At 34.5% G+C, this 21,950-nt stretch carries 22 protein-coding genes; 14 read left to right on the plus strand and 8 right to left on the minus strand.

What is annotated here, in order from left to right; translation table 11 throughout:
• Nucleotides 1-7: 7 nt before the first annotated feature.
• Nucleotides 8-442: a DUF6526 family protein gene (locus DR980_RS06775; RefSeq protein WP_113634623.1), complete on the plus strand. Its 435-nt coding sequence runs from the start codon at nt 8-10 to the stop codon at nt 440-442.
• A 100-nt stretch (nt 443-542) separates the two neighbouring features.
• Nucleotides 543-1,112, plus strand: coding sequence for a pentapeptide repeat-containing protein (locus DR980_RS06780; RefSeq protein ID WP_113634475.1), 570 nt, complete (start codon nt 543-545; stop codon nt 1,110-1,112).
• Nucleotides 1,113-1,116: 4 nt separating this feature from the next.
• Here DR980_RS06780 and DR980_RS06785 read toward each other — a convergent pair whose 3' ends face one another.
• From DR980_RS06785 to glyA, 7 genes are all read right to left on the minus strand, one after another.
• Complete coding sequence (locus DR980_RS06785) at nt 1,117-1,797, minus strand: ABC transporter ATP-binding protein (protein WP_113634476.1); 681 nt, start codon at nt 1,795-1,797, stop codon at nt 1,117-1,119.
• Nucleotides 1,798-1,799: 2 nt separating this feature from the next.
• Nucleotides 1,800-3,056 (minus strand): ABC transporter permease, encoded by a 1,257-nt coding sequence (locus DR980_RS06790; protein WP_113634477.1) that lies wholly within the window; start codon nt 3,054-3,056, stop codon nt 1,800-1,802.
• Nucleotides 3,056-4,081, minus strand: coding sequence for an efflux RND transporter periplasmic adaptor subunit (locus DR980_RS06795; RefSeq protein WP_244199271.1), 1,026 nt, complete (start codon nt 4,079-4,081; stop codon nt 3,056-3,058). The genes DR980_RS06790 and DR980_RS06795 overlap by 1 nt, the downstream gene beginning before the upstream one ends.
• A gap of 372 nt (nt 4,082-4,453) precedes the next feature.
• Complete coding sequence (locus DR980_RS06800) at nt 4,454-4,906, minus strand: response regulator (protein ID WP_113634479.1); 453 nt, start codon at nt 4,904-4,906, stop codon at nt 4,454-4,456.
• 24 nt (nt 4,907-4,930) lie between these two features.
• A complete protein-coding gene (locus DR980_RS06805; protein ID WP_113634480.1) occupies nt 4,931-5,494 on the minus strand; it encodes a helix-turn-helix domain-containing protein in 564 nt (187 codons plus the stop codon).
• 172 nt (nt 5,495-5,666) lie between these two features.
• Entirely contained in the window at nt 5,667-6,260 is a 594-nt protein-coding gene (miaE, locus tag DR980_RS06810; RefSeq protein ID WP_091170678.1) for a tRNA-(ms[2]io[6]A)-hydroxylase, read from the minus strand.
• A gap of 159 nt (nt 6,261-6,419) precedes the next feature.
• Nucleotides 6,420-7,694, minus strand: coding sequence for a serine hydroxymethyltransferase (gene glyA, locus DR980_RS06815; protein ID WP_113634481.1), 1,275 nt, complete (start codon nt 7,692-7,694; stop codon nt 6,420-6,422).
• 108 nt (nt 7,695-7,802) lie between these two features.
• On the opposite strand from glyA, the gene fahA reads away from it, so the two are divergent.
• The 12 genes from fahA to argH all read left to right on the plus strand — a co-directional run bounded on the left by fahA (nt 7,803) and on the right by argH (nt 21,402).
• Complete coding sequence (fahA, locus tag DR980_RS06820) at nt 7,803-9,086, plus strand: fumarylacetoacetase (RefSeq protein WP_113634482.1); 1,284 nt, start codon at nt 7,803-7,805, stop codon at nt 9,084-9,086.
• Nucleotides 9,087-9,239: 153 nt separating this feature from the next.
• Complete coding sequence (locus DR980_RS06825; RefSeq protein ID WP_113634483.1) at nt 9,240-10,424, plus strand: hypothetical protein; 1,185 nt, start codon at nt 9,240-9,242, stop codon at nt 10,422-10,424.
• Between the two features lie 474 nt (nt 10,425-10,898).
• Nucleotides 10,899-11,516 (plus strand): GNAT family N-acetyltransferase, encoded by a 618-nt coding sequence (locus DR980_RS06830; RefSeq protein WP_113634484.1) that lies wholly within the window; start codon nt 10,899-10,901, stop codon nt 11,514-11,516.
• A gap of 4 nt (nt 11,517-11,520) precedes the next feature.
• Nucleotides 11,521-12,714, plus strand: coding sequence for an argininosuccinate synthase (locus DR980_RS06835; protein ID WP_091170702.1), 1,194 nt, complete (start codon nt 11,521-11,523; stop codon nt 12,712-12,714).
• Nucleotides 12,707-13,684 carry an N-acetyl-gamma-glutamyl-phosphate reductase gene (gene argC, locus DR980_RS06840; protein WP_113634485.1) on the plus strand — a complete coding sequence of 326 codons (978 nt, stop codon included), beginning with the start codon at nt 12,707-12,709 and terminating at the stop codon, nt 13,682-13,684. Before DR980_RS06835 ends, argC begins: the two co-directional genes overlap by 8 nt.
• A 117-nt stretch (nt 13,685-13,801) precedes the next feature.
• Entirely contained in the window at nt 13,802-14,938 is a 1,137-nt protein-coding gene (locus DR980_RS06845; RefSeq protein ID WP_113634486.1) for an aspartate aminotransferase family protein, read from the plus strand.
• A gap of 87 nt (nt 14,939-15,025) precedes the next feature.
• Nucleotides 15,026-16,222: a glutamate-5-semialdehyde dehydrogenase gene (locus DR980_RS06850; protein WP_113634487.1), complete on the plus strand. Its 1,197-nt coding sequence runs from the start codon at nt 15,026-15,028 to the stop codon at nt 16,220-16,222.
• A 143-nt stretch (nt 16,223-16,365) separates the two neighbouring features.
• Nucleotides 16,366-17,127, plus strand: a complete 762-nt coding sequence (gene proB / locus DR980_RS06855; RefSeq protein WP_113634488.1) for a glutamate 5-kinase — start codon at nt 16,366-16,368, stop codon at nt 17,125-17,127.
• 73 nt (nt 17,128-17,200) lie between these two features.
• The gene (locus DR980_RS06860; RefSeq protein ID WP_113634489.1) at nt 17,201-18,148 is read left to right on the plus strand and encodes an N-acetylornithine carbamoyltransferase; all 948 of its coding nucleotides are present in this window, start codon (nt 17,201-17,203) and stop codon (nt 18,146-18,148) included.
• Entirely contained in the window at nt 18,138-18,923 is a 786-nt protein-coding gene (gene argB / locus DR980_RS06865; protein ID WP_113634490.1) for an acetylglutamate kinase, read from the plus strand. The genes DR980_RS06860 and argB overlap by 11 nt, the downstream gene beginning before the upstream one ends.
• Nucleotides 18,920-19,990, plus strand: coding sequence for a M20 family metallo-hydrolase (locus tag DR980_RS06870; protein ID WP_113634491.1), 1,071 nt, complete (start codon nt 18,920-18,922; stop codon nt 19,988-19,990). Before argB ends, DR980_RS06870 begins: the two co-directional genes overlap by 4 nt.
• A gap of 131 nt (nt 19,991-20,121) precedes the next feature.
• Entirely contained in the window at nt 20,122-21,402 is a 1,281-nt protein-coding gene (gene argH, locus DR980_RS06875; RefSeq protein WP_113634492.1) for an argininosuccinate lyase, read from the plus strand.
• A gap of 88 nt (nt 21,403-21,490) precedes the next feature.
• On the opposite strand, the gene ytxJ is transcribed toward argH, so the two are convergent.
• Complete coding sequence (ytxJ, locus tag DR980_RS06880) at nt 21,491-21,880, minus strand: bacillithiol system redox-active protein YtxJ (RefSeq protein WP_113634493.1); 390 nt, start codon at nt 21,878-21,880, stop codon at nt 21,491-21,493.
• Between the last annotated feature and the right edge of the window lie 70 nt (nt 21,881-21,950).

Below are 21,950 nucleotides of genomic sequence, written 5' to 3' on the forward strand. Positions count from 1 at the left end.
AAATATGATGAAATCACAATCCTATAAAAATCACATTCGCTATTATCCACCGCATCATTTTGTTTATTATCCAATAATCATGACATTGCTGGCTTTCAGCATTTATTTTAGTTGTACCACTGAAGATTCTTTAATTTGGATATTTATCAGCGCTGTTTTTGTGGTGCTTTTTTGTCTGGCTTTCATGCTACGCCAGCATTATGCATTGACTTTACAAAACCGAATCGTACGTCTAGAACTGAGGTATCGCTATTTTTCCATTACAGGAAAAAGACTGGAAAAATTTGAACATCAATTAAATGACGACCAACTATTTGCGTTGCGGTTTGCCCCAGACGATGAGTTTCCGTTGCTTACACAAAGAGCACTGAATGAAAACCTTTCGGGAAAGGAAATCAAAAAAGCGATTCAGCACTGGAAAGGTGACTACGAAAGAGTTTAAATCTAAAAATAATATTATAATTTATCCAATATAACGATTCCGATTTTTGTTTCTTTGTGTTGAAGAGAAAGCAATAAAAAACTGAATTTAAAACCCATAAATGGCAGAATATTTTCTAGATATTGAATACAAAGACATAACTTACAAGGAAGAAGAGGTCAATTTCAAGGAATTTGAGTGCTGTACGTTTACTAATTGTAATTTTTCTCAATGTGCTTTTGTTGCGGTTACATTCATTGATTGTACTTTCAATGATTGTACTTTTAGCAATGCTAAAATTAATTATGTAGCCTTTAGAACCGTAACTTTCAATCACTGTGAAATCAAAGACGTGAATTTTGCCATGTGCGATAAATTAATTTTCGAAATTGCTTTCAACGATTGTGTTTTGGATTTCTCCAAATTTTACACTTTAAAAATAAAAGGAACATCATTTACCAATTGCAGCATTATTGCCGTAGATTTTATGAGCACAGATTTGACCGAAGTCGTTTTTGAAAACTGTGATCTATACCGTTCTGAGTTTGCAAAAGCAATTGCCAACAAAGCTGATTTCAAAACTAGCTACAACTACACTATAGATCCCAAAACAACAAAATTAAAAAAAGCCGTTTTTGCTTTAGAAGGTATAAAAGGATTACTTTACAAACATGAAATTATAGTAAAATAGTGCTTTAAGAAATTATTTTCCCATCTTCCATGGTAATAATCCTATTGGTTTTTTGGGCAAAATCAGTGTCGTGCGTAACCACCAATAAAGTTTGATTTTTCTCCTGAGTCAACTTATTAAAAATATCAAAAACCAAGTCGCTATTTTTCTTGTCTAAATTCCCTGTAGGCTCATCCCCCATTATAATCAGTGGATCGTTTATCAAAGCACGTGCAATCGCGACCCGCTGTTTTTGTCCGCCGCTCAATTGATTGGGCATTTTCAGCGCTTGATCTTGCATATCCAAAGTTTTCAAATGTTCCATGGCGCGATGCTCTAATTCTTTATCCGAATATTTAGCTAACTTCATTCCCGGAAGCATGACATTTTTCAGCACATTATATTCTGCCAATAAGTAATGAAACTGGAAGACAAAACCTATTTTTTCATTTCTGATTAGTGCTAATTTTTTGTCGGTTTTTCCAGTAACAAGTTCGTTATGAATAATTACCTGACCTTCATAATCCGTATCCATCGTAGAAAGTAAATATAACAATGTCGATTTCCCACATCCTGATTTACCAACTATAGAAACAAATTCACCATGATTAACACTCATGCTAATTTCCTTTAAAACCTGGGATTTTACAGGATCGTAAAAATATTTACTCAATCCAATTGTCTCTAAAACAGTATTATTTTCCATTTTTATTTTCCTCTGATGATTTCTACCGGATCTACTTTACTAGCTTTTAAAGCAGGAAAAAGTCCGGCAATGGTCGTTGTAAACAATGCAAAAGTAATTCCTATAATGTAAAATAACGGATTGTAATTGATAGGATATGTTTTCACTGTAGGTAACGAAGCCGTTTCAAACGGAATCACATCAATAATAGAAGAAAAAACATAGCCAAACAGTAATCCAAACAATCCTCCAGCCAATCCAATAATTATAGAAAGCGAAACAAAAATCCATTTTACATCATTACCGGAAAATCCTGTGGCTTTCAAAATCGCAATACTGTCCATTTTTTCATAAATCATCATGTTCAGAATATTATAAATACCAAAACCAGCAACTATCAGCAACACCACTCCAACGGAATAGGAAATGATACTTCGCACTGAACTTCCGGTTTCAAACTGAGAATTTGCGGTTTGATAATCAATCGTATCCAGATTAAAAGTACTCTGGAACTCTTTTGCAACAGCAGGCGCTGAAGTCATATCGTACAAATTCAGCTGAATATCCGTGATGTAATTTGTAGGTTCTCCCAGAATTTTTTGGGCTGTCGCCAAAGAGGTATAACTCATCACATTATCGATTTCAGCAATTCCAATTTCGGAAATACCCACAATTTTAAGCGAAGCCAAATTTCCTTTAGAAGTCGTAATCTTGATGATATCTCCTTTGGTAAGCAACATTTTATCTGACAAACCTTTTCCGATAATAATACTGTTATTCTGAAGCAAATCAGCTACTTTTCCTTCAATAATATAATCACTGATTTTAAATAATTTATCTTCGGACAAAACATCAATTCCATTAATTATCCCTGATATTTCAATCGTCCCGGAATTAAAAAAAACGGATGTAGTGACCTTTGGCGCAACGTCAATAACACGTGGATCTTGTTTTAAAACAGCCAAAATTGTTTTACTGTTGTAAATGGATTTCCCTCGATCTTTGGGTTTAATCGAACGAACAAAATTGGTGTTTTTTTTAAATTCCTCGGACAAGAGAACAGGTTGGTTTTCTGAAGGTTTAATTTCATTGTACAGCAATACATGAGGCGTTCTATTGAGCATTAAACCATCGAGCAAATCATTTAAACCATTCATAAAACTAACCAAAGCAATGAACATGGCAATACTAAACGTTACGCCAATAGCAGCGACAATCGTTTGCTTCAATCGCGCCCGAAGCAAATGCAATGCAATGTTTAATATGAGTTTAAAGTTCATTATTGAGGTTTATAAATCGTTTCTCCGGCGGTTAAACCAGATAGTATTTCCACTTTTTGATAATCGCTCAAACCGGTTTTCACTTCCCGCTTTTCATCATTATTTACTAAGACATATTTGCCTTCTATTAAATATGTTTTTGGAATCGTGATCGTGTTCTTTTTTATCTGAATGATAATATTGGCTTCGGCAGTAAGATTTGGGTAGAGTTTTTCGGGTGGTTTTACGAAATGTGCTTCGATTTTAAATGTACGGGAACGTTCGTTCATTATCGGGTAAATTTTATCAATAACGGCATCAAAAACCTGTCCTTTGTAACTATCCATGGTAACCAAGACTCGTTGTCCGGTTCTTACTCGAACCATGTCATTTTCGTCAACTTCCAATTCCAATAAAAATGAATTTTCCTGACCAATTATTGCCAAAGGAGTTTGTGGCGTAATTAACGTTCCTTCTTTTACCAGGACATCAAATAATTTTCCTGAGAAGGCACTTTTGACACTAAAATCACTCTGGGACTTCTGGTTGATTTTTAGGTTGACAGAATTTCTGCTTTGATCATTCTTTAATTGGGCTTTGAGTTGTGCCAATTGTTTTTTAGCCGATTCGTAATTAATTTTGGAACTTTTATACGCTAATTCGACTCTTTCAAAATCAACTTCCGAAATTCCGCCCTGATTCCTGATGTTTTTATTTCGATTATAAATGGATTCGTCTAGCGTCAATTTGTCTCTGCTTGATTGGACTTTCATTTCCATTTCAGCAATTTTATCTTGAATATAACGACTGCTTTCCAGACTCAATTGATACGCCAATCGAGCATTCTCTGTATTTAGTTCCGCTTTATCACTTTCCAATTCAAATAATGATTGCCCTTTACTTATGGATTGACCAGCGATAACATTTACTTTTTGCAAAGTACCATTTACGGTAGCATAAACCGTGTATTGTCCATCCGCTTTTATAACTCCGGAAGCATACACCGCTTCCGTAACTTCTCCTACAGTTGGTTTAATTTCTTCCATTTCATTTTTGGAACAAGAAAGCAAACTGAGCATTAGTAAACAAAATTGTATTCGTAATTTCAAACTCATTTCGTCTTATATTTATCTTTACACATTGTTGTAATTTCTTTCTATAAATATACGACAATATCCATGTTTAAAGTAGATTCATGACGTCTAAAACTGGATAATTTTGAAAGGTAAATACGAATTACGGATAATAGTTTTTCCAGTTCAATTTGGGTTTCCTTAGAACTTAAAATTAGAGTAAAAGTTTAGTTCACGCATCTTAGTACATAAAAATGAAGTTCTATAAATAACAGCAAATATTGAGATTGCAATTTTGAATACTTGAAAATTTTCAACAATCATAAAATTTTCATTTCTTAAGATTTACAAACTGTAGAAAAAAGTTTCTTTGTTTAATCCTGATGATTGGTATTGCCAGTTCATGTTTACCACATCTTTGATTATCTTTTTAACTTTAGAAAAATCATTTGGCTTTTTTATGTAAATATTGGCTCCTTCCACAAAAGTATTTTCAATATCTTTTTCTGACGAAGAAGTCGAATAGATTGCAATGGAAACATCATTAAACCGAGGATTTGCACGTATTTCCTTAAGACATTCATGACCCGTTTTGCAGGGCATATTTAAATCCAAGAACAAAATGTGGGGAAGCTTAATCTCCGGATTTTTAAGGTAATCCATCAAATCATTTCCGTCTTTAAACGAAGTTAATTTATTGTCCATTTTAAGTTCTGCTAAAGCCTCATTGAAAAGTACCACGTCATCATCGTCGTCATCTGCAATTAAAATATGTATTTTATCTAAAGTAGAAATCATTTCTGGTTTGGGGTGTAAGTAGTTTTATGCAATCTTATCTGATAATTTTCGTCTTTTATCCACTATTCTTTTAAACATAGATGGCGTCAAACCGGTAACTTTTTTGAACTGAGTCGATAAATAAGCAACGCTGCTATAATTTAACTCATAGGAAATATCCGTCAAGCTTAATTCTTCATCCAAAATTAATTTTTTGGCTCTTTCAATTTTTTGAATGATAATAAAATTCTCTATCGATGTATACGTGTGCTCCGAAAATATATTAGTAAGGTATCCATACCTAAAATTCAACTTTTCAGATAAATACTGCGAAATTGTGGTACTTGGAAACTTATCTTTTTGATAAATAATTTCAACAATGGCATCTTTAATTTGCTGTATCAGTTGCCCTTTTGGATTATTTATAATATGGATTGAATATCGATTTAATGCTGTTTGAAGTTCTTCAAAAACGGGTATTGGAACATCTTCTAAAATTTCAATTTGGCCTAAATCTAAAATTTGATATTCAATGTTTAATTTTTCTAAATGGTCTTCTAATATTCTACGGCAAGCAATATTTCCATCGTAATTGTAATTAAGCTTCATGCTGTGAATGTATTATTAATAATTGATTTAATCTTGTAAAAGCTACTAAAGATTACGAACCGATTATTAAGACTGCCTTTTAGTTTAGAATGTCAAAATCTTCAGTAATCAAAAATTTTCAACTATCTTAAAAAAACATTGTATTTACTTAAACTAAAAATATCGAAACACTTTATCCGTGAATCGTTTCATTTTTACCATAATTAGCAATAACAGATTCTTCAAATTCTAACCATTCTCTCCATCGTTTTTCTACATCAATTCCTACACCATATTTCCTAGCATAGGTTATGAAAGTGGTATAATGTCCTGCTTCACTCTCCATCAAATCTCTATAGAAAACCGATAGTTCCTCATCGTTGATATTCTCCGAAAGTACCTTAAATCGTTCGCAACTTCTAGCTTCGATCATTGCAGAAAACAATAACCGTTCCACTAAACTGGAAACCCTGCTACCATCACTACTTTTTTTCATGTACAAGTACAATTCATTGACATAATCATCCTTGCGTTCACGACCTAATTTGAGTCCACGCTTGATAATAATATTGTGAACTTGCTCAAAATGGTCGATTTCTTCTTTGGCCAAAGCCAATAAATCCTTCACTAAATCCTGATGCTCTGAATTATTGGTAATAATGGTAATCGCATTTGTAGCTGCTTTTTGTTCGCACCAAGCATGATCGGTCAAGATTTCCTCGATGTTTTTTTCTACAATATTCACCCATCTTGGGTCGGTTGGTAATTTTAATCTTAGTACGGACATTACAAAATTTGTTTAAAGTTTGAAAAAGTTTAAGGTTTAAAGAAAAAGGTTTAAAATTAAAATTCAGAAACCAATACATTATTTAAATACCCAATAGTATTAAATAACCGTTGATTCCAGAACTTCAAACCTTAAACCTTAAACTTGAAACTAAAAAAATTAATATACGAAAATAGCTCTTTCGCTCATCATTTCGTTTACTTCATTTGCTACTGCCTCGATAACATCTTCGTTCGTATGGTCTACTAAAACTCTATCAATTAGGGCAACAATAGTTTCCATATCTTCTTCAACAAGACCACGAGTGGTAATCGCTGCAGTTCCTACACGGATTCCTGAAGTTACAAATGGTGATTTATCATCAAATGGAACCATGTTTTTATTTACGGTAATTTCTGCTTTTACTAAGGCGTTTTCAGCATCTTTCCCAGAAATATTTTTATTTCTTAAATCAATTAACATCATGTGATTATCAGTTCCGCCAGAAATGATTTCATACCCTCTTTTTACAAAAGCTTCCGCCATAGCATTTGCGTTTTTTTGCAATTGCAAAGCGTAAGTGAAAAATTCATCTTTCAAAGCTTCACCAAAAGCTACTGCTTTTGCAGCAATAATGTGCATTAACGGTCCTCCTTGATTTCCAGGAAAAACAGCTAAGTCTAATAAAGAAGACATCATTCTGATTTCACCTTTTGGTGTGGTTAAACCAAATGGATTTTCGAAATCTTTACCCATTAAGATTAATCCTCCACGAGGTCCACGTAATGTTTTGTGAGTTGTAGTAGTTACAATATGGCAATGTGGCAACGGATCATTCATCAACCCTTTAGCAATAAGACCTGCAGGGTGTGAAATATCAGCTAATAAAATAGCGCCAACACTATCAGCAATTACTCTGAAACGCTCAAAATCCATATCACGAGAATAAGCTGAAGCTCCTGCGATAATTAATTTTGGTTGTTCTTTGGTAGCTATTTCTTGAATTTTATCATAATCTAATCTTCCAGTTTCTTTATCTACTCCGTAAAAAGAAGGAGTGTATAAACGTCCCGAAAAATTAACCGGTGAACCGTGCGTTAAGTGTCCTCCATGAGACAAATCAAAGCCTAAAATTTTATCACCTGGTTTAATACAAGCGTGGTAAACCGCTGTATTTGCTTGTGAGCCCGAATGTGGCTGTACATTTGCATAAGCAGCACCAAATAATTCTTTGGCTCTGTCAATAGCAATTTGCTCCACGACATCAACTACTTCGCAACCTCCGTAGTATCTTTTGCCAGGATATCCTTCAGCATATTTGTTAGTTAAAACAGAACCAGCTGCTTCCATTACTTCGTCACTTACGAAGTTTTCCGAAGCAATAAGTTCTAATCCGTGAATTTGTCTTTCTTGTTCTTCCAGAATAAGGTCAAAAATTTGTTCGTCGCGTTGCATTTTTTTGATTTTCGTTAATTTGATGCAAAAATACAAAAAAACGTTTGGTTAATAGTTAGATTATAATATATTTGATGAGTAATTTTTTAACAAAATAATTAACAAAATATGCCAATAACAGCGAACGATACCAATAGAAAATCATGGCTAGAAGTACCTGTCAACAGTGATTTTCCGATTCAAAATATTCCTTTTGGTGTATTTCTTACCAAAGAAAATATAGTAACCGTAGGGACCAGAATTGGAGATTTCGCCATCGATTTGGGAGCTTTACAACAATTAAATTATTTCGAAGGCATTGAACTGACGGATGATATGTTCATGCAGGACACTTTGAATGATTTTATATCTGATGGTCAAAAAACATGGCGTTTGGTTCGTAACCGAATTGCAGAGCTTTTTGATGTCAAAAATTCTAAATTACAAGATAATGCCAAAGATAGAGACATCATAATTTTCAAGATGGAAGATGTCGAAATGCAATTGCCAGTGCTTATTGGTGATTACACCGACTTCTATTCCAGTAAAGAGCATGCAACTAATGTAGGAAAAATGTTCCGTGATCCTGAAAATGCATTATTACCTAACTGGCTTCACATTCCTGTGGGCTATCACGGCAGAAGTTCTACCATTGTTCCATCTGGAATTCCGGTTCACAGACCAATGGGACAAACGTTACCAAATGGAGAAACTACTCCCGTTTTTGGCTCTTCTCGTTCTGTTGATTTTGAACTTGAAACTGCTTTTATCACCACGGATGTCAACATAATGGGTGAAAACATTCTTGTAACAGAAGCCGAAGATTATATATTCGGAATGGTTTTATTGAATGACTGGAGCGCACGCGACATTCAAAAATGGGAATACGTGCCATTAGGACCATTCTTAGCTAAGAATTTTGTTTCGTCAATTTCGCCTTGGATCGTGACTATGGATGCTTTGGAACCTTTTAGAACCAAAGGTCCTAAACAAGAACCAACGCCTCTTCCCTATTTGCAACAAAAAGGAAAACATTCTTTTGACATAAATTTAGAAGTAGCCATTCAGCCTGAAAACGGCGAACCAACGGTTATTTCTCATTCTAATTTCAAATACATGTACTGGACCATGAGCCAGCAATTAGCACATCACACCTCTAATGGTTGCCGTGTAAATTCCGGTGATATGATGGGATCTGGAACCATTTCCGGACCAACTCCAGACAGTTTTGGTTCGATGTTAGAATTAACTTGGGGCGGAAAAAATCCAATAAAATTGAAAGACGGAACCGAACGTAAATTTATCAACGATAATGATACTGTAATCATGAAAGGACATTGTCAAAACGGACATGTTCGCATTGGTTTTGGGGAAGTTTCCAGTAAGTTACTGCCGCCTTTCGTCAGAAAATAAAAAAATAAACACAGCTTCATAAAACCTAACAATTGTACTATTTTTGTTAGGTTTTTTTATGGCATTATTTTTGGATTTTAAAAATTAGAATCAATAAATCTGATTGGAAAAACAGCATTGCCATCAAAAAAATCACATCTCAATCGAAAGCTTATGAAAAAAATTACTCTTTTATTATCCTTTTTCGTCCTAATTTCCTCCTGTGGCGTAAAGCAAACTCAAAATTTATTAAGTTCCGGAAATTACGATCAGGCAATTGATAATACCGTATCCAATTTGCAAACCAATAAAGATAAAAAAGGCAAGCAAGATTATATTTATTTGCTCGAAGAGGCTTTCGCCAAAGTTAAAGAACGCGATTTGAATGCGATAAATTTGTTGGCAAAAGACGCCAATCCTGCGCAATTGGAAAAAATGTACAATACGTATTTGCAATTGAATTCCCGTCAGGAAAAAATCAAACCTTTACTTCCTTTGAAATTAATTAAAGAAGGAAGAAATGCAATTTTCCCATTTGATAATTACAACGATCAAATCATTGACAGCAAAAATGCATTGTCCGCTTATTTATATGCGAATGCAAAAAAACTAATGGCTACATCAGACAAGATGAATTTAAGAAAGGCATATGATGATTTGGATTATTTAAACCAAATAAATCTTGGTTATAAAGATGTTTTACGTTTGATGGATGAAGCTAAATTCAAAGGTTCTGATTATGTTTCGGTTTACACTAAAAATGAAACGAATATGATCATTCCGGTTCGACTTGAAAATGACTTATTGGATTTCAGCACCTTAGGGTTAAATGACAAATGGACTATTTATCACAGTAACAAACAAAAAGGAATCAGCTATGATTATGGAATGGTAATCAATTTTAGACAAATTTATATTTCGCCAGAGCAAATTAAAGAAAGAGAATTTGTAAAAGAACGCATCATTAAAGACGGTGTCAAAAAACTAATTGATGCAAACGGAAAAGAAGTGCTGGACGAAAAAGGAAAAGTAGTTATGGTCGACAATCTTAGAACTGTAACAGCTAGGATTTATGAATTCAGACAATTTAAGTCGTGCCAAATTACGGCAAAAATTGACTATATTAATCTTAGAAGTAATCAATTATTACAATCTTTTCCTTTGACCAGCGAGTTCATTTTCGAAAATATTTATGCCACTTACAAAGGAGATCGACGTGCTTCTGACGATAATTATTACTCTTATTTTGACAGAAAACCAGTAGCTTTTCCTAACAGTGAACAAATGGTTTACGATACCGGAGAAGACTTAAAAGCTAAAATTAAAGATATCATTAGTCGAAATAAATTTAGAAACTAATACCTTAAATCTAATTATATTATACAAAACTCCTTGATAATCAAACTATCAAGGAGTTTTTTATTTGTAATAAAAACACACAATACATTAAAATTTTGTTACAAAACAAAAAATTAGTGTTGTGTTTTAAAAATATGTGTACTTTTGCACCAATGAATAAAACAAGTTTACATATAACTTCTTTGTCACGGACAAACAGACCTTCTACTTCTCCCGAAGTACGGACACTATCTATATAGTACCCAAAAGCTGTTTCGTTTTATTATTCATTTTTCATTTTTTCGTTTTGAAATCAATCTTATTTCCTATTGGATTTTCACATCCAAAAAAAACTATCTATTCATCACTATTGCATTGTGGTTCAATCTATTGCACAACAATCAACTGGTTTGATATTATAACTAAATTTGGCAAAGAGGTATTTCAATTACAAAATTACAAATCATTTTATAACTCAAAAATTCAGCTTTTGAAATGAATATTTCTATTATAACAACTCAGGAAGAACATTATAAGTATTCGCAAGAAATATGCGATACTATAGAATTATCCGCCCTTTTAAGAGGTACGGGAATTGCTAAGAGAACTCCTGAGTACATCCAGAAAAAAATGGAAAGCAAAGATGCTGTAATTGCATTAGACAATGGAAAATTTGCAGGTTTTTGCTATATCGAAAGTTGGCAACACGGGAAATTTGTGGCACATTCTGGGTTGATTGTACATCCTGATTACAGAAATTTAGGTTTAGCCAAAAAGATCAAATCATTTGTTTTTGATTATTCTTTAGAAAAATATCCAGACGCTAAGGTTTTTGGAATCACGACTGGTTTAGCGGTAATGAAAATCAATTCTGATTTGGGTTACAAACCGGTTCCTTTTTCAGAATTGACCAGCGATCCAAGTTTTTGGAAAGGATGTCAAACGTGTACCAATTATGAAATCCTAAAAAGTAAAGACAACAAAATGTGTTTGTGCACCGGAATGCTTTATGACCCAAAAGAAAAGCTTAAAGATCCGCCTAAACACCCATTTAATGTCAAAATATTAAACCGATTAAAATCAATAAAACAAGCCTTGTTCTTAAAAAAATAATATCATGAAAAAAGTAGTATTAGCATACAGCGGAGGATTAGACACTTCATATTGCCTAAAATATTTAAAAAACGAAAAAGGATATGAAGTTCACACCGTTCTTATAAATACAGGAGGATTTGATGAAGCTGAACTAGCCGCTATTGAAGAAAGAGCTTACGAATTAGGAAGTGCGCAACATGCAAATCTTACCATTGTAGATAAATATTATGACAAAGCCATTAAATATTTGATTTATGGAAATGTATTAAAAAACAATACCTATCCATTATCCGTTAGTGCGGAGCGTGTTTTTCAAGCTATTGAAGCTATTAAATATGCAAAATCTGTTGGTGCAGAAGCAATTGCACACGGAAGTACTGGCGCAGGAAATGACCAAATTCGTTTTGATTTAATTTTCCAAACCATCGCTCCCGAAATTGAAATCATAACTCCTATTCGTGATTTGAAATTATCAAGACAGGAAGAAGTTGATTATTTATCTAAAAACGGAGTTCATTATTCTTGGGAAAAAGCACAATATTCCATTAATAAAGGATTGTGGGGAACAAGCGTAGGCGGTAAAGAAACATTGACATCAAATCAAACTTTACCAAGTGAAGCGTATCCTTCTCAATTGCAAAAAACGGGTGAAGAGAAAGTCACACTACAATTTGAAAAAGGACAATTAGTAGGCATCAATGGGACTTTGGACGCACCAACAAAGAACATCGTTGCCTTAGAAAAATTAGCCAGCGCGTATGCAATTGGAAGAGATACTCATGTAGGCGATACGATTATCGGAATTAAAGGACGAGTAGGTTTTGAAGCAGCTGCGCCATTAATAATTATCAAAGCGCACCATTTATTAGAAAAACATACGCTGGGTAAATGGCAACAATACTGGAAAGAACAACTAGGAAACTGGTACGGAATGTTGTTTCATGAAGGACAATTTTTAGATCCTGTAATGAGAAACATCGAGGCTTTCCTGGAAGATACTCAAACGACTGTAAATGGAACCGTTATCGTTTCGTTAAAACCATATCACTTTACTTTGGACGGAATCGAATCTGAAAATGATTTAATGAATACCACTTTTGGACAATATGGAGAAATGAACAACGCTTGGACATCTGACGATGCAAAAGGATTTATCAAAATTCTGGGGAATGCCCAAAACATTTTTTCATCTGTAAACAAACTGACACATGATTAATATTGGAATAATTGGAGGTTCGGGTTACACAGCGGGGGAACTCATCAGAATATTGATGTTTCATCCCAATGCTACACTTGATTTTGTTTACAGCACAACAAACGCTGGGAAATCTCTTCATGTTGCACATCATGATTTAATGGGTGATATCGAAATGAATTTTACCGATACTGTAAATCCAAATGTAAATGTGGTTTTCTTGTGTTTGGGTCATGGGAAATCAAAATCGTTTTTAGAACAAAATCAATTTGCAAGCCATACCAAAATTATCGATTTAGGAAATGATTTCAGATTGACAAAAGACAAAGAGTTCGATAATAAATCTTTCGTTTACGGTTTACCAGAATTAAATAAAGCAGTAATCAAAAACGCTCAATTTATCGCTAATCCAGGTTGTTTTGCAACTGCGATTCAATTGGCTTTATTACCATTGGCCAAAAACGAAATGCTTACGACTGACGTTCATATCAATGCCACAACAGGAAGTACAGGAGCTGGAGTTTCACCTTCGGAGACTACGCATTTTAGCTGGAGATCAAACAATATGTCGCATTACAAAGCTTTTGAACACCAACATTTGGGAGAAATAAACCAAAGTGTAAACCAATTGCAGACGGATTATACAAGCGAATTGATTTTTGTACCTAACAGAGGGGATTTTTCGAGAGGGATTTTCGCAACGTTATACACAACAATCGAAGAAAACTTGGAAGATGTAGTAGCTAAATATGAAGCTTTTTACAAAGACCAACCTTTCGTAACCGTTACGACCACCGGAATCAACATGAAACAAGTGGTTCAAACGAATAAATGCATCATTAGTTTAATGAAAAAAGGAAACCGGCTATTGATTACTTCAGTAATTGATAATTTAACAAAAGGAGCCTCAGGTCAAGCCATACAAAACATGAATTTAATGTTTGGATTGGATGAAACCACAGGATTGCATTTGAAACCAAGCGGATTCTAATCCCCTCCCCAACCCTCCCCGAAGGGAAGGGAGACGAAATGCAAAAAATAAAATAATCAAATTCTATCTCGTCACCCTCCCCTTCGGGGAGGGCCGGGGTGGGGAAAAATATTTATTATGAACTTATTTGACGTTTACCCATTATACAACATCACTCCTGTAAAAGCACTGGATTGTACTATTACAGATGAAAAAGGAGTAGAATATTTAGATTTATATGGTGGTCATGGAGTAATTTCCATTGGACACACCCAACCGGATTATGTAGCCAAACTAAAAAATCAATTGGATAATATTGGTTTTTATTCCAATGCGATTCAGAATCCATTGCAAGTAGAATTAGCAGAAAAATTAGGGAAACTTTCCGGATTGGAAGACTATACTTTATTCTTGTGCAGTTCTGGAGCTGAAGCCAATGAAAATGCTTTGAAACTGGCTTCTTTTCACAACAATAAATCGCGTGTAATTGCTTTTGATAATTCCTTTCACGGAAGAACTTCAGCGGCAGTTGCAGTAACAGATAACAAAAAAATTGTTGCGCCAATCAATGCACAACAAATCGTTACTTTTTTACCATTGAATAACATCGAGTTGGTAGAAAACGAACTAAAAAAAGGAGATGTTTCTTCTGTTATAATTGAAGGAATTCAAGGAGTTGGTGGTTTAGACCAAGGAACAACTGAATTTTTTCAGGCATTAGAAAAACTATGTGAGGCTTATGATGCCGTTTTGATTTTGGACGAAGTGCAGTCAGGATACGGAAGAAGCGGAAAGTTTTTTGCACACCAACACCATAACATCAAAGCAGATATTATTTGTCTGGCAAAAGGAATGGGTAATGGATTTCCTATTGGCGGAATCTTGATTTCTCCAAAATTCACAGCGAGTTATGGATTATTGGGAACTACTTTTGGTGGAAACCATTTGGCATGTGCCGCTGGAATTGCAGTTTTGGATGTGATTGAAAGCCAAAAATTAATGGATAACGTAAATGACGTTTACGCTTATTTTTTAGAAGCAATTAAACAAGTTCCGGAAGTTATCCAAGTAAAAGGAAGAGGATTAATGCTCGGTGTAGAATTTGATTTTGACGTAAGTACACTTCGTAAAAAAATGATTATCGACAAACATATTTTTACAGGAAATGCTAATAATAAAAACTTATTAAGAATTCTTCCTCCATTGACAATCAAGAAGGAAGCGATTGACACCTTTATTATCACTTTAAAAGAAACATTGTCAGAATTGAAATGATTTTTTTAAACATATAAGTCATATAAGCACTTAAACTTGTGACTTATATGTTTAGCTTTTTTTCTAAAACAGTAAAACCAAAAACTAATGAACCACTTATTACCAATAGAAAAGCGAAACGCAGTTTTAAGTCGCATGGCCGAACTTCTTGAAGAAGAAAGAGCTAACCTTAAAACGGTTAATCAACAGGATTTAAATAATTATTCTGGAGATGACTTGGCCATGGAAAAACGTTTATTGGTTGATGATGCCAAAATTGACGGCATGATTTTATCCATGCAACAATTAGCCAGTCAAGAAGATCCTATTGGTGTGGAGCGTTTTAATTTCGACCATGAAAACGGAATGAAAATCATCAATAAAACAGCGGCATTTGGAACAATAATGATTATTTATGAATCTAGACCTGATGTTACTGTTGAAGCTGGTGGAATCGCTTTTAAATCCGGGAATAAAATTCTATTGAAAGGCGGAAAAGAATCGGTACTATCCAACTTAAAAATTGTGGAATTGTGGCATCAGGCTTTACAAGAAAACAATATTGCTACAGAATGGGTGGAATACTTGAATTACAATCGAGAAGAAACGCAGGCTTTTTTGGAAAAACCAACACAAAAAGTAGATTTAATCGTTCCTCGTGGTGGTGAGAAATTAATCGCTTTCGTAAAAAAACACGCAACCTGCCCGGTGATTATAAGTGGTCGAGGAAATAATTTTGTTTATGTAAACGCTGAAGCTAATTTAGATCAGGCACTTGATATTATTATAAATGGAAAAACATCAAATATATCAGTTTGTAATGCTTTAGATAAAGTTTTAATTGATACTAATCTTAAAAATTGGGAAGCTTTTGCAAAGAAAACAATTGCCGAATTGCAACAAAAAAACGTGACGGTTTTGGGAGATGAAAGCATTTCAAAAATAGCAAACGTTCCTCAGATTGAATCGGATTTAATTTGGTACGAAGAGTTTTTAGATTATAAAATTGTTATTGGAACAACCAATTCAAATCAAGAAGCAATTGACAAAATAAATAAATATTGTGGCGGACATTCTGCTTCGATAATAACAAAAAATGATGCAATTGCTCAGGAATTCATGGAAAACGTGGATACGGCAGCCGTTTACCAAAACGCCTCTACCCGATTTACCGATGGAGGACAATTTGGTTTAGGGGGCGAATTGGCGATAAGCACAGATAAATTACACCAACGTGGACCAATTGGTTTGCAACATTTAGTTACTAATAAGTGGTATATTTACGGAAATGGACAAATCCGATAAAAAGATTTTTGATTGAAGATTAACGATTTTTGATTGCAGATTGAAAAAGTAAGAATTCAGAATATTAACACAACACTTTGCGAACTTAGCGTTTATCAACGTTTAGTTTAAAAATTAACTTTGCGCACTTTGCGGTTAAAAAAATGGCTAAAAAAAGAATTTTATTAAAGTTAGGAAGCAATACGTTAACCAAAGAAACTAATCACATCTCGAGAGGAAAGATTGAAGATATTGGGATGCAAATAGCCGCTTTACAAGACGATTACGAGTTTATCATTGTGAGTTCGGGAGCTATTGCCGCAGCGAAACAATTTGTAAAATTGGAAAATCAAGACAAAGATGTTTTTGTAAAACAAGCATTAGCTTCTATTGGTCAGCCCCATTTAATGCGGATTTATCATGAAAACTTCAGCGATTTAGGATTGCTGATTTCACAGTGTTTGCTTTCTTATTCTGATTTCGAAAAAGAACAATCCAAAGTAAATATTGTGAACACTATCAATGTGTTGGTCAAAAATAATTACATCCCAATTATCAATGAAAATGATACGGTGGCTACAGATGAGATTCGGTTTGGTGATAACGATAAACTAGCCGCTTTAACGGCCGTTTTATTAGATGTTGACATTCTGATCATCGCTACCAATACAAACGGGATTTACACCAAAGCATCCATCAATGATGCCGTTCCTGAAACAATTTCTTTGGTAATCGATTTGAAAGTATTGGAAAAAGAGATTGGCGATTCTAAATCCTCGCACGGAACCGGCGGAATGCAATCTAAAATTGAGGCTTCTGCAATAGCTAAAAACGCCACTATCGAAACCTGGATTGTCAACGGATTGGAAGACAACTTTATTTTGAAAGCTTTAAAAAACGAAATACCTTTTACTAAAATAATTTAATTCGAATATTGGATTTTTAGATTGTTAGATTTTTGGACAATTCATAATTCATAATTCATAATTCATAATTACGATGAACTACATCTCCATACAAAACATAGATTCGCTCGATAAATGGGTAAAACAAGCCTTAAAAATCAAGAAAAAACCACTAAAAAACAAAAAAATGGGTAAAAACAAAACCTTAGGAATGTTGTTTTTTAATTCCAGTTTAAGAACGCGTTTAAGTACACAAAAAGCAGCTCTAAATTTGGGGATGAACGTCATGGTAATGAATTTTACCAGTGAAGGTTGGACGCTAGAATTTGAAGATGGAGCTATCATGAACTCTGGTGCTTCAGAACATATTAAAGAAGCAGCCGCGGTAGTTTCTCAATATTGCGATATTGTTGCTATCAGAGCTTTTGCCGGATTGGTAGACAAAGAAAAAGACAATGCGGAAAAGGTTCTTATGGGTTTCTTGAAATACGCCACTGTACCTGTTGTCAATATGGAAAGCGCTACAGGTCATCCATTACAGTCGCTAGCCGACGCCATTACTATGGCAGAATACAAAACAAAACACAGACCAAAAGTAGTTTTAACTTGGGCACCACATCCTAAAGCGTTACCTCAAGCAGTTGCCAATTCTTTCGTGCAAATGATGCAGTTACAAGATGCAGACTTTGTTATTACGCATCCCGAAGGCTACGAATTGAATACTGAAATCACGAAAGATTCCAAGATTGAATACGACCAAGATAAAGCTTTCGAAAATGCCGATTTTATCTATGCCAAAAACTGGAGCAATTACAACGATTATGGTCAAATCACGAATTCCGACCCAAATTGGACCGTAACTGCAGATAAAATGAAACTGACCAACAATGCTAAATTCATGCACTGTTTGCCGGTAAGACGTAATGTAATTGTTACTGATGAAGTGATTGACAGCGAAAATTCAATTGTTATTGAACAAGCCAATAATAGAACCTATGCTGCACAATTAGTGCTACAAAAAATATTGAAAAATGGAAAATAAGAAACCATTATCAATAATAAAAATTGGCGGAAACATCATTGATAATCCAACGGAATTATCACAGTTTTTATCTGATTTTTCTAAGATTGAAGGAAATAAAATACTCGTTCACGGTGGAGGAAAATCAGCAACCAAAATGGCCGAAAGCATAGGTTTAGCTCCTCAAATGATTGATGGAAGACGCATCACCGATGCCGCTATGCTTGATGTAGTTGTGATGATTTATGCGGGCCAAATCAATAAAAATATTGTTGCCCAACTACAAGCTAACAATACCAATGCAATGGGTTTTTCCGGCGCTGATGGGAATTTAATTCATTCCGATAAAAGAAACCACCCAACAATCAATTATGGTTTTGTGGGCGATGTCAAAAAAGTGAATACGCAATTATTAGAAACGTTACTTTCAACTGATATCGTTCCCGTATTTTGTGCTATCACACACGATGGAAAAGGACAATTATTAAATACGAATGCGGATACTATTGCCAGTGAATTAGCGATTGCATTATCGGAATTTTTTGATGTCACTTTGAATTATTGCTTCGAAAAACCAGGCGTTTTATATGATGCCGAAGATGATTCTTCCGTAATTGAGAACATCAATCAAGAATTATATTCCAAATTAAAAGCCGAAAAAGCAATACATTCGGGCATGATTCCTAAATTAGACAACTGTTTCAATAGTTTATCTAAAGGAGTTCAAAAAATAAAAATTGGTCATCACCGCATGTTGCAAGACAAGACCGCATTGTACACTACAATTACACTATGAAGAGTATAGAAATTCTTACACAAGAAGCCTTTGCGCTATTAAAAGCACTGATTGAAACGCCTTCCTTTTCAAGTGAAGAAGACAAAACAGCACTTTTAATCGAAAATTGGTTTACACAAAATAATATCCCTTTCGAAAGAGAGAATAATAATGTTTGGGCTTTCAATAAACATTTTGATAAGTCCAAACCAACGCTTTTACTGAATTCGCACCACGATACAGTAAAACCAAACCAAGGCTATACCAATGATCCATTTGAAGCCATCGTAAAAGATGGTAAATTATTTGGATTGGGAAGCAATGATGCAGGAGGTTGTCTGGTTTCGCTTTTAGCCACTTTTGTAAATTTTTATTCGAATGAAAATCTACCTTACAATATTGTGATGGTCGCTTCAGCCGAAGAAGAAAGCAGCGGAAAAAATGGATTAAACAGCGTTTTAAAACATTTACCTGAACTAGAATGTGCAATTGTCGGTGAACCAACATTAATGCAATTGGCCGTAGCCGAAAAAGGTTTATTGGTACTTGATGTCATCGTAAAAGGTACAGCCAGTCACGCCGCCCATAATAATCCGGACAATCCTATTTACAATGCGATACCCGTTATGGAATGGTTTAACAGCTACCAATTCGAAAAAATATCGGAGGTTTTAGGTCCTGTAAAAATGACCGTAACGCAAGTCACAGCCGGAAAACAACACAATGTAGTCCCTGCGGAATGTCATTTGGTTGTCGATATCAGAGTGAATGATTGCTATAACAATCAAGAAATTTTAGATACCGTAAGAAAGCATTTGACTGCCGAAATCAATCCGAGGTCGATGCATTTAAACGCATCTTCGATTCCAGTTGCACACGGATTAGTACAAGCCGGAATTGCCTTGGGAAGAACCACGTATGGCTCGCCTACCCTTTCGGATCAATCGGTTTTGAGTTGTCAATCCTTGAAATTAGGACCTGGCGAAACCCTGCGGTCACACTCAGCTGACGAATTTATATTTATAAACGAAATAGAAGAAGGAATTCAATTGTATATCAAAATACTAACTGATTTTTTCAAACAATAAAATAATTTGGAGCTAATCCCGCTATGCGCTATATCTTTTGCTGTTCTCGTTAAAAAAAACGAGAACAGAAAAAGGATGTCGCTTCTATCGGGGCTAAAAATCTAACAGTCTAAAAATCTAATAATCCATATATGAAACTTTGGGAAAAAGGAATACCAACCGATAAGCAAATCGAACATTTCACCGTTGGAAACGACAGAGAATTGGATTTAGTTCTAGCGAAATATGATGCATTAGGTTCTATTGCACATGCAAAAATGCTGGGACAAATCGGTCTTTTAACAGACTCCGAAACCGTTTCTTTGGTTTTGGCTTTGGAAGATATAATAAAAGACGTTGAAAACGGTAATTTCGAAATCGAAGACAGCTTTGAAGATGTACATTCCAAAATCGAATATTTACTTACAGTAAAATTGGGAGACGCCGGAAAAAAAATTCACACCGCCCGTTCCCGTAACGACCAAGTTTTGGTAGATGTTAATTTATACTTGAAAGATGTCGTTAAAGAACTAAAAGAGCAAGTAAAAAGCCTTTTTGATTTGCTAATGGAATCAGCTGAAAAACACCAAAATGTTTTATTGCCAGGATACACGCACCTTCAAATTGCTATGCCTTCATCTTTTGGAATGTGGTTTTCCGCTTACGCAGAAACTTTGATTGATGATATTACAATGTTGAATGCCGCTTTGAAAATTGTGGACCAAAACCCATTAGGTTCAGCCGCAGGTTACGGAAGTTCATTTCCTATCAACAGAACATTCACGACTCAGGAATTAGGTTTTAAAACATTAAAATTCAATTCGGTTGCCGCTCAAATGAGCCGTGGAAAATCCGAAAAAACAGTCGCTTTTGCTATGAGTAGCGTTGCTGCAACTTTGGCGAAATTCTCGATGGATGTTTGTTTGTATATGAGTCAAAATTTTGATTTCATCACTTTGCCTTCGCATCTTACAACAGGTTCGAGCATTATGCCCCATAAGAAAAACCCAGATGTTTTTGAGTTGATTCGTGGGAAATGCAACAAAATTCAAGCGTTACCTTATGAAATCACTTTAATCACCAACAACCTCCCAAGTGGTTACCACAGGGATTTACAATTATTGAAAGAAGGATTGTTTCCAGCAATTCAAAACCTGAAAGCCTGTTTGGACATCGCGATTTTTGCAATTAAAGATATTAAGGTAAAAGACAATATTCTTGCGGATCCAAAATACAACTATTTATTTACGGTTGATACCTTAAACGAAATGGTAGTTGCTGGAATGCCTTTTAGAGATGCTTATAAAGCCGTTGCAGAACAATTAGAAAATGGTACTTTTCAATCTCCAAAAGAAACTAAACATACGCATGAAGGAAGCATCAACAATCTTTGTTTGGATGCCATAAAAAAGAAAATGCAAGATTCTTATTAATTCAAAACCACAATAATTGTTACAAAAAAAATCCATTCGCTTCAACGAATGGATTTTTTTTATATTTCAAACTTAAATCTTTTGGATATTAAACCTTTTTGCCCAATTCTTCCGCATCAATATCACTATGCGAAACATTGTAAATAGCTTTTCCTTCTTTAATTAAAATCAATTGTGGTGATTGATGAAACACTCCAAAACGAGTTGCAATTTCATTAGAAATATCGCGATGCGCTATTAAATCTAAAAAATAAGGCGTAACTTTATCTGAGCTATTAAACTCATTTTCAAACTGTTTCAGCGCCATCCTACTGACACTGCATCGTGTACTGTGTTTGAAAATGGCTACCGGTTTTTCATTCGACGCAGCGATAATTTCATTTAGTTGCCCTAAATCGGTTAGTTCATTCCAGTTGATTTTGTTTTCGTTTGAATCTTTTTCTTCTGAACTGTTGAACATATTTTTAAAAAAACTCATAATTGTCTTGTTTTAAGACATTTTGACTTTAAAACATGATAAAAATCATGAAATTTCTGTCAATTTGTCT

Source organism: Flavobacterium psychrolimnae (assembly GCF_003312425.1).
Classification (GTDB): domain Bacteria; phylum Bacteroidota; class Bacteroidia; order Flavobacteriales; family Flavobacteriaceae; genus Flavobacterium; species Flavobacterium psychrolimnae.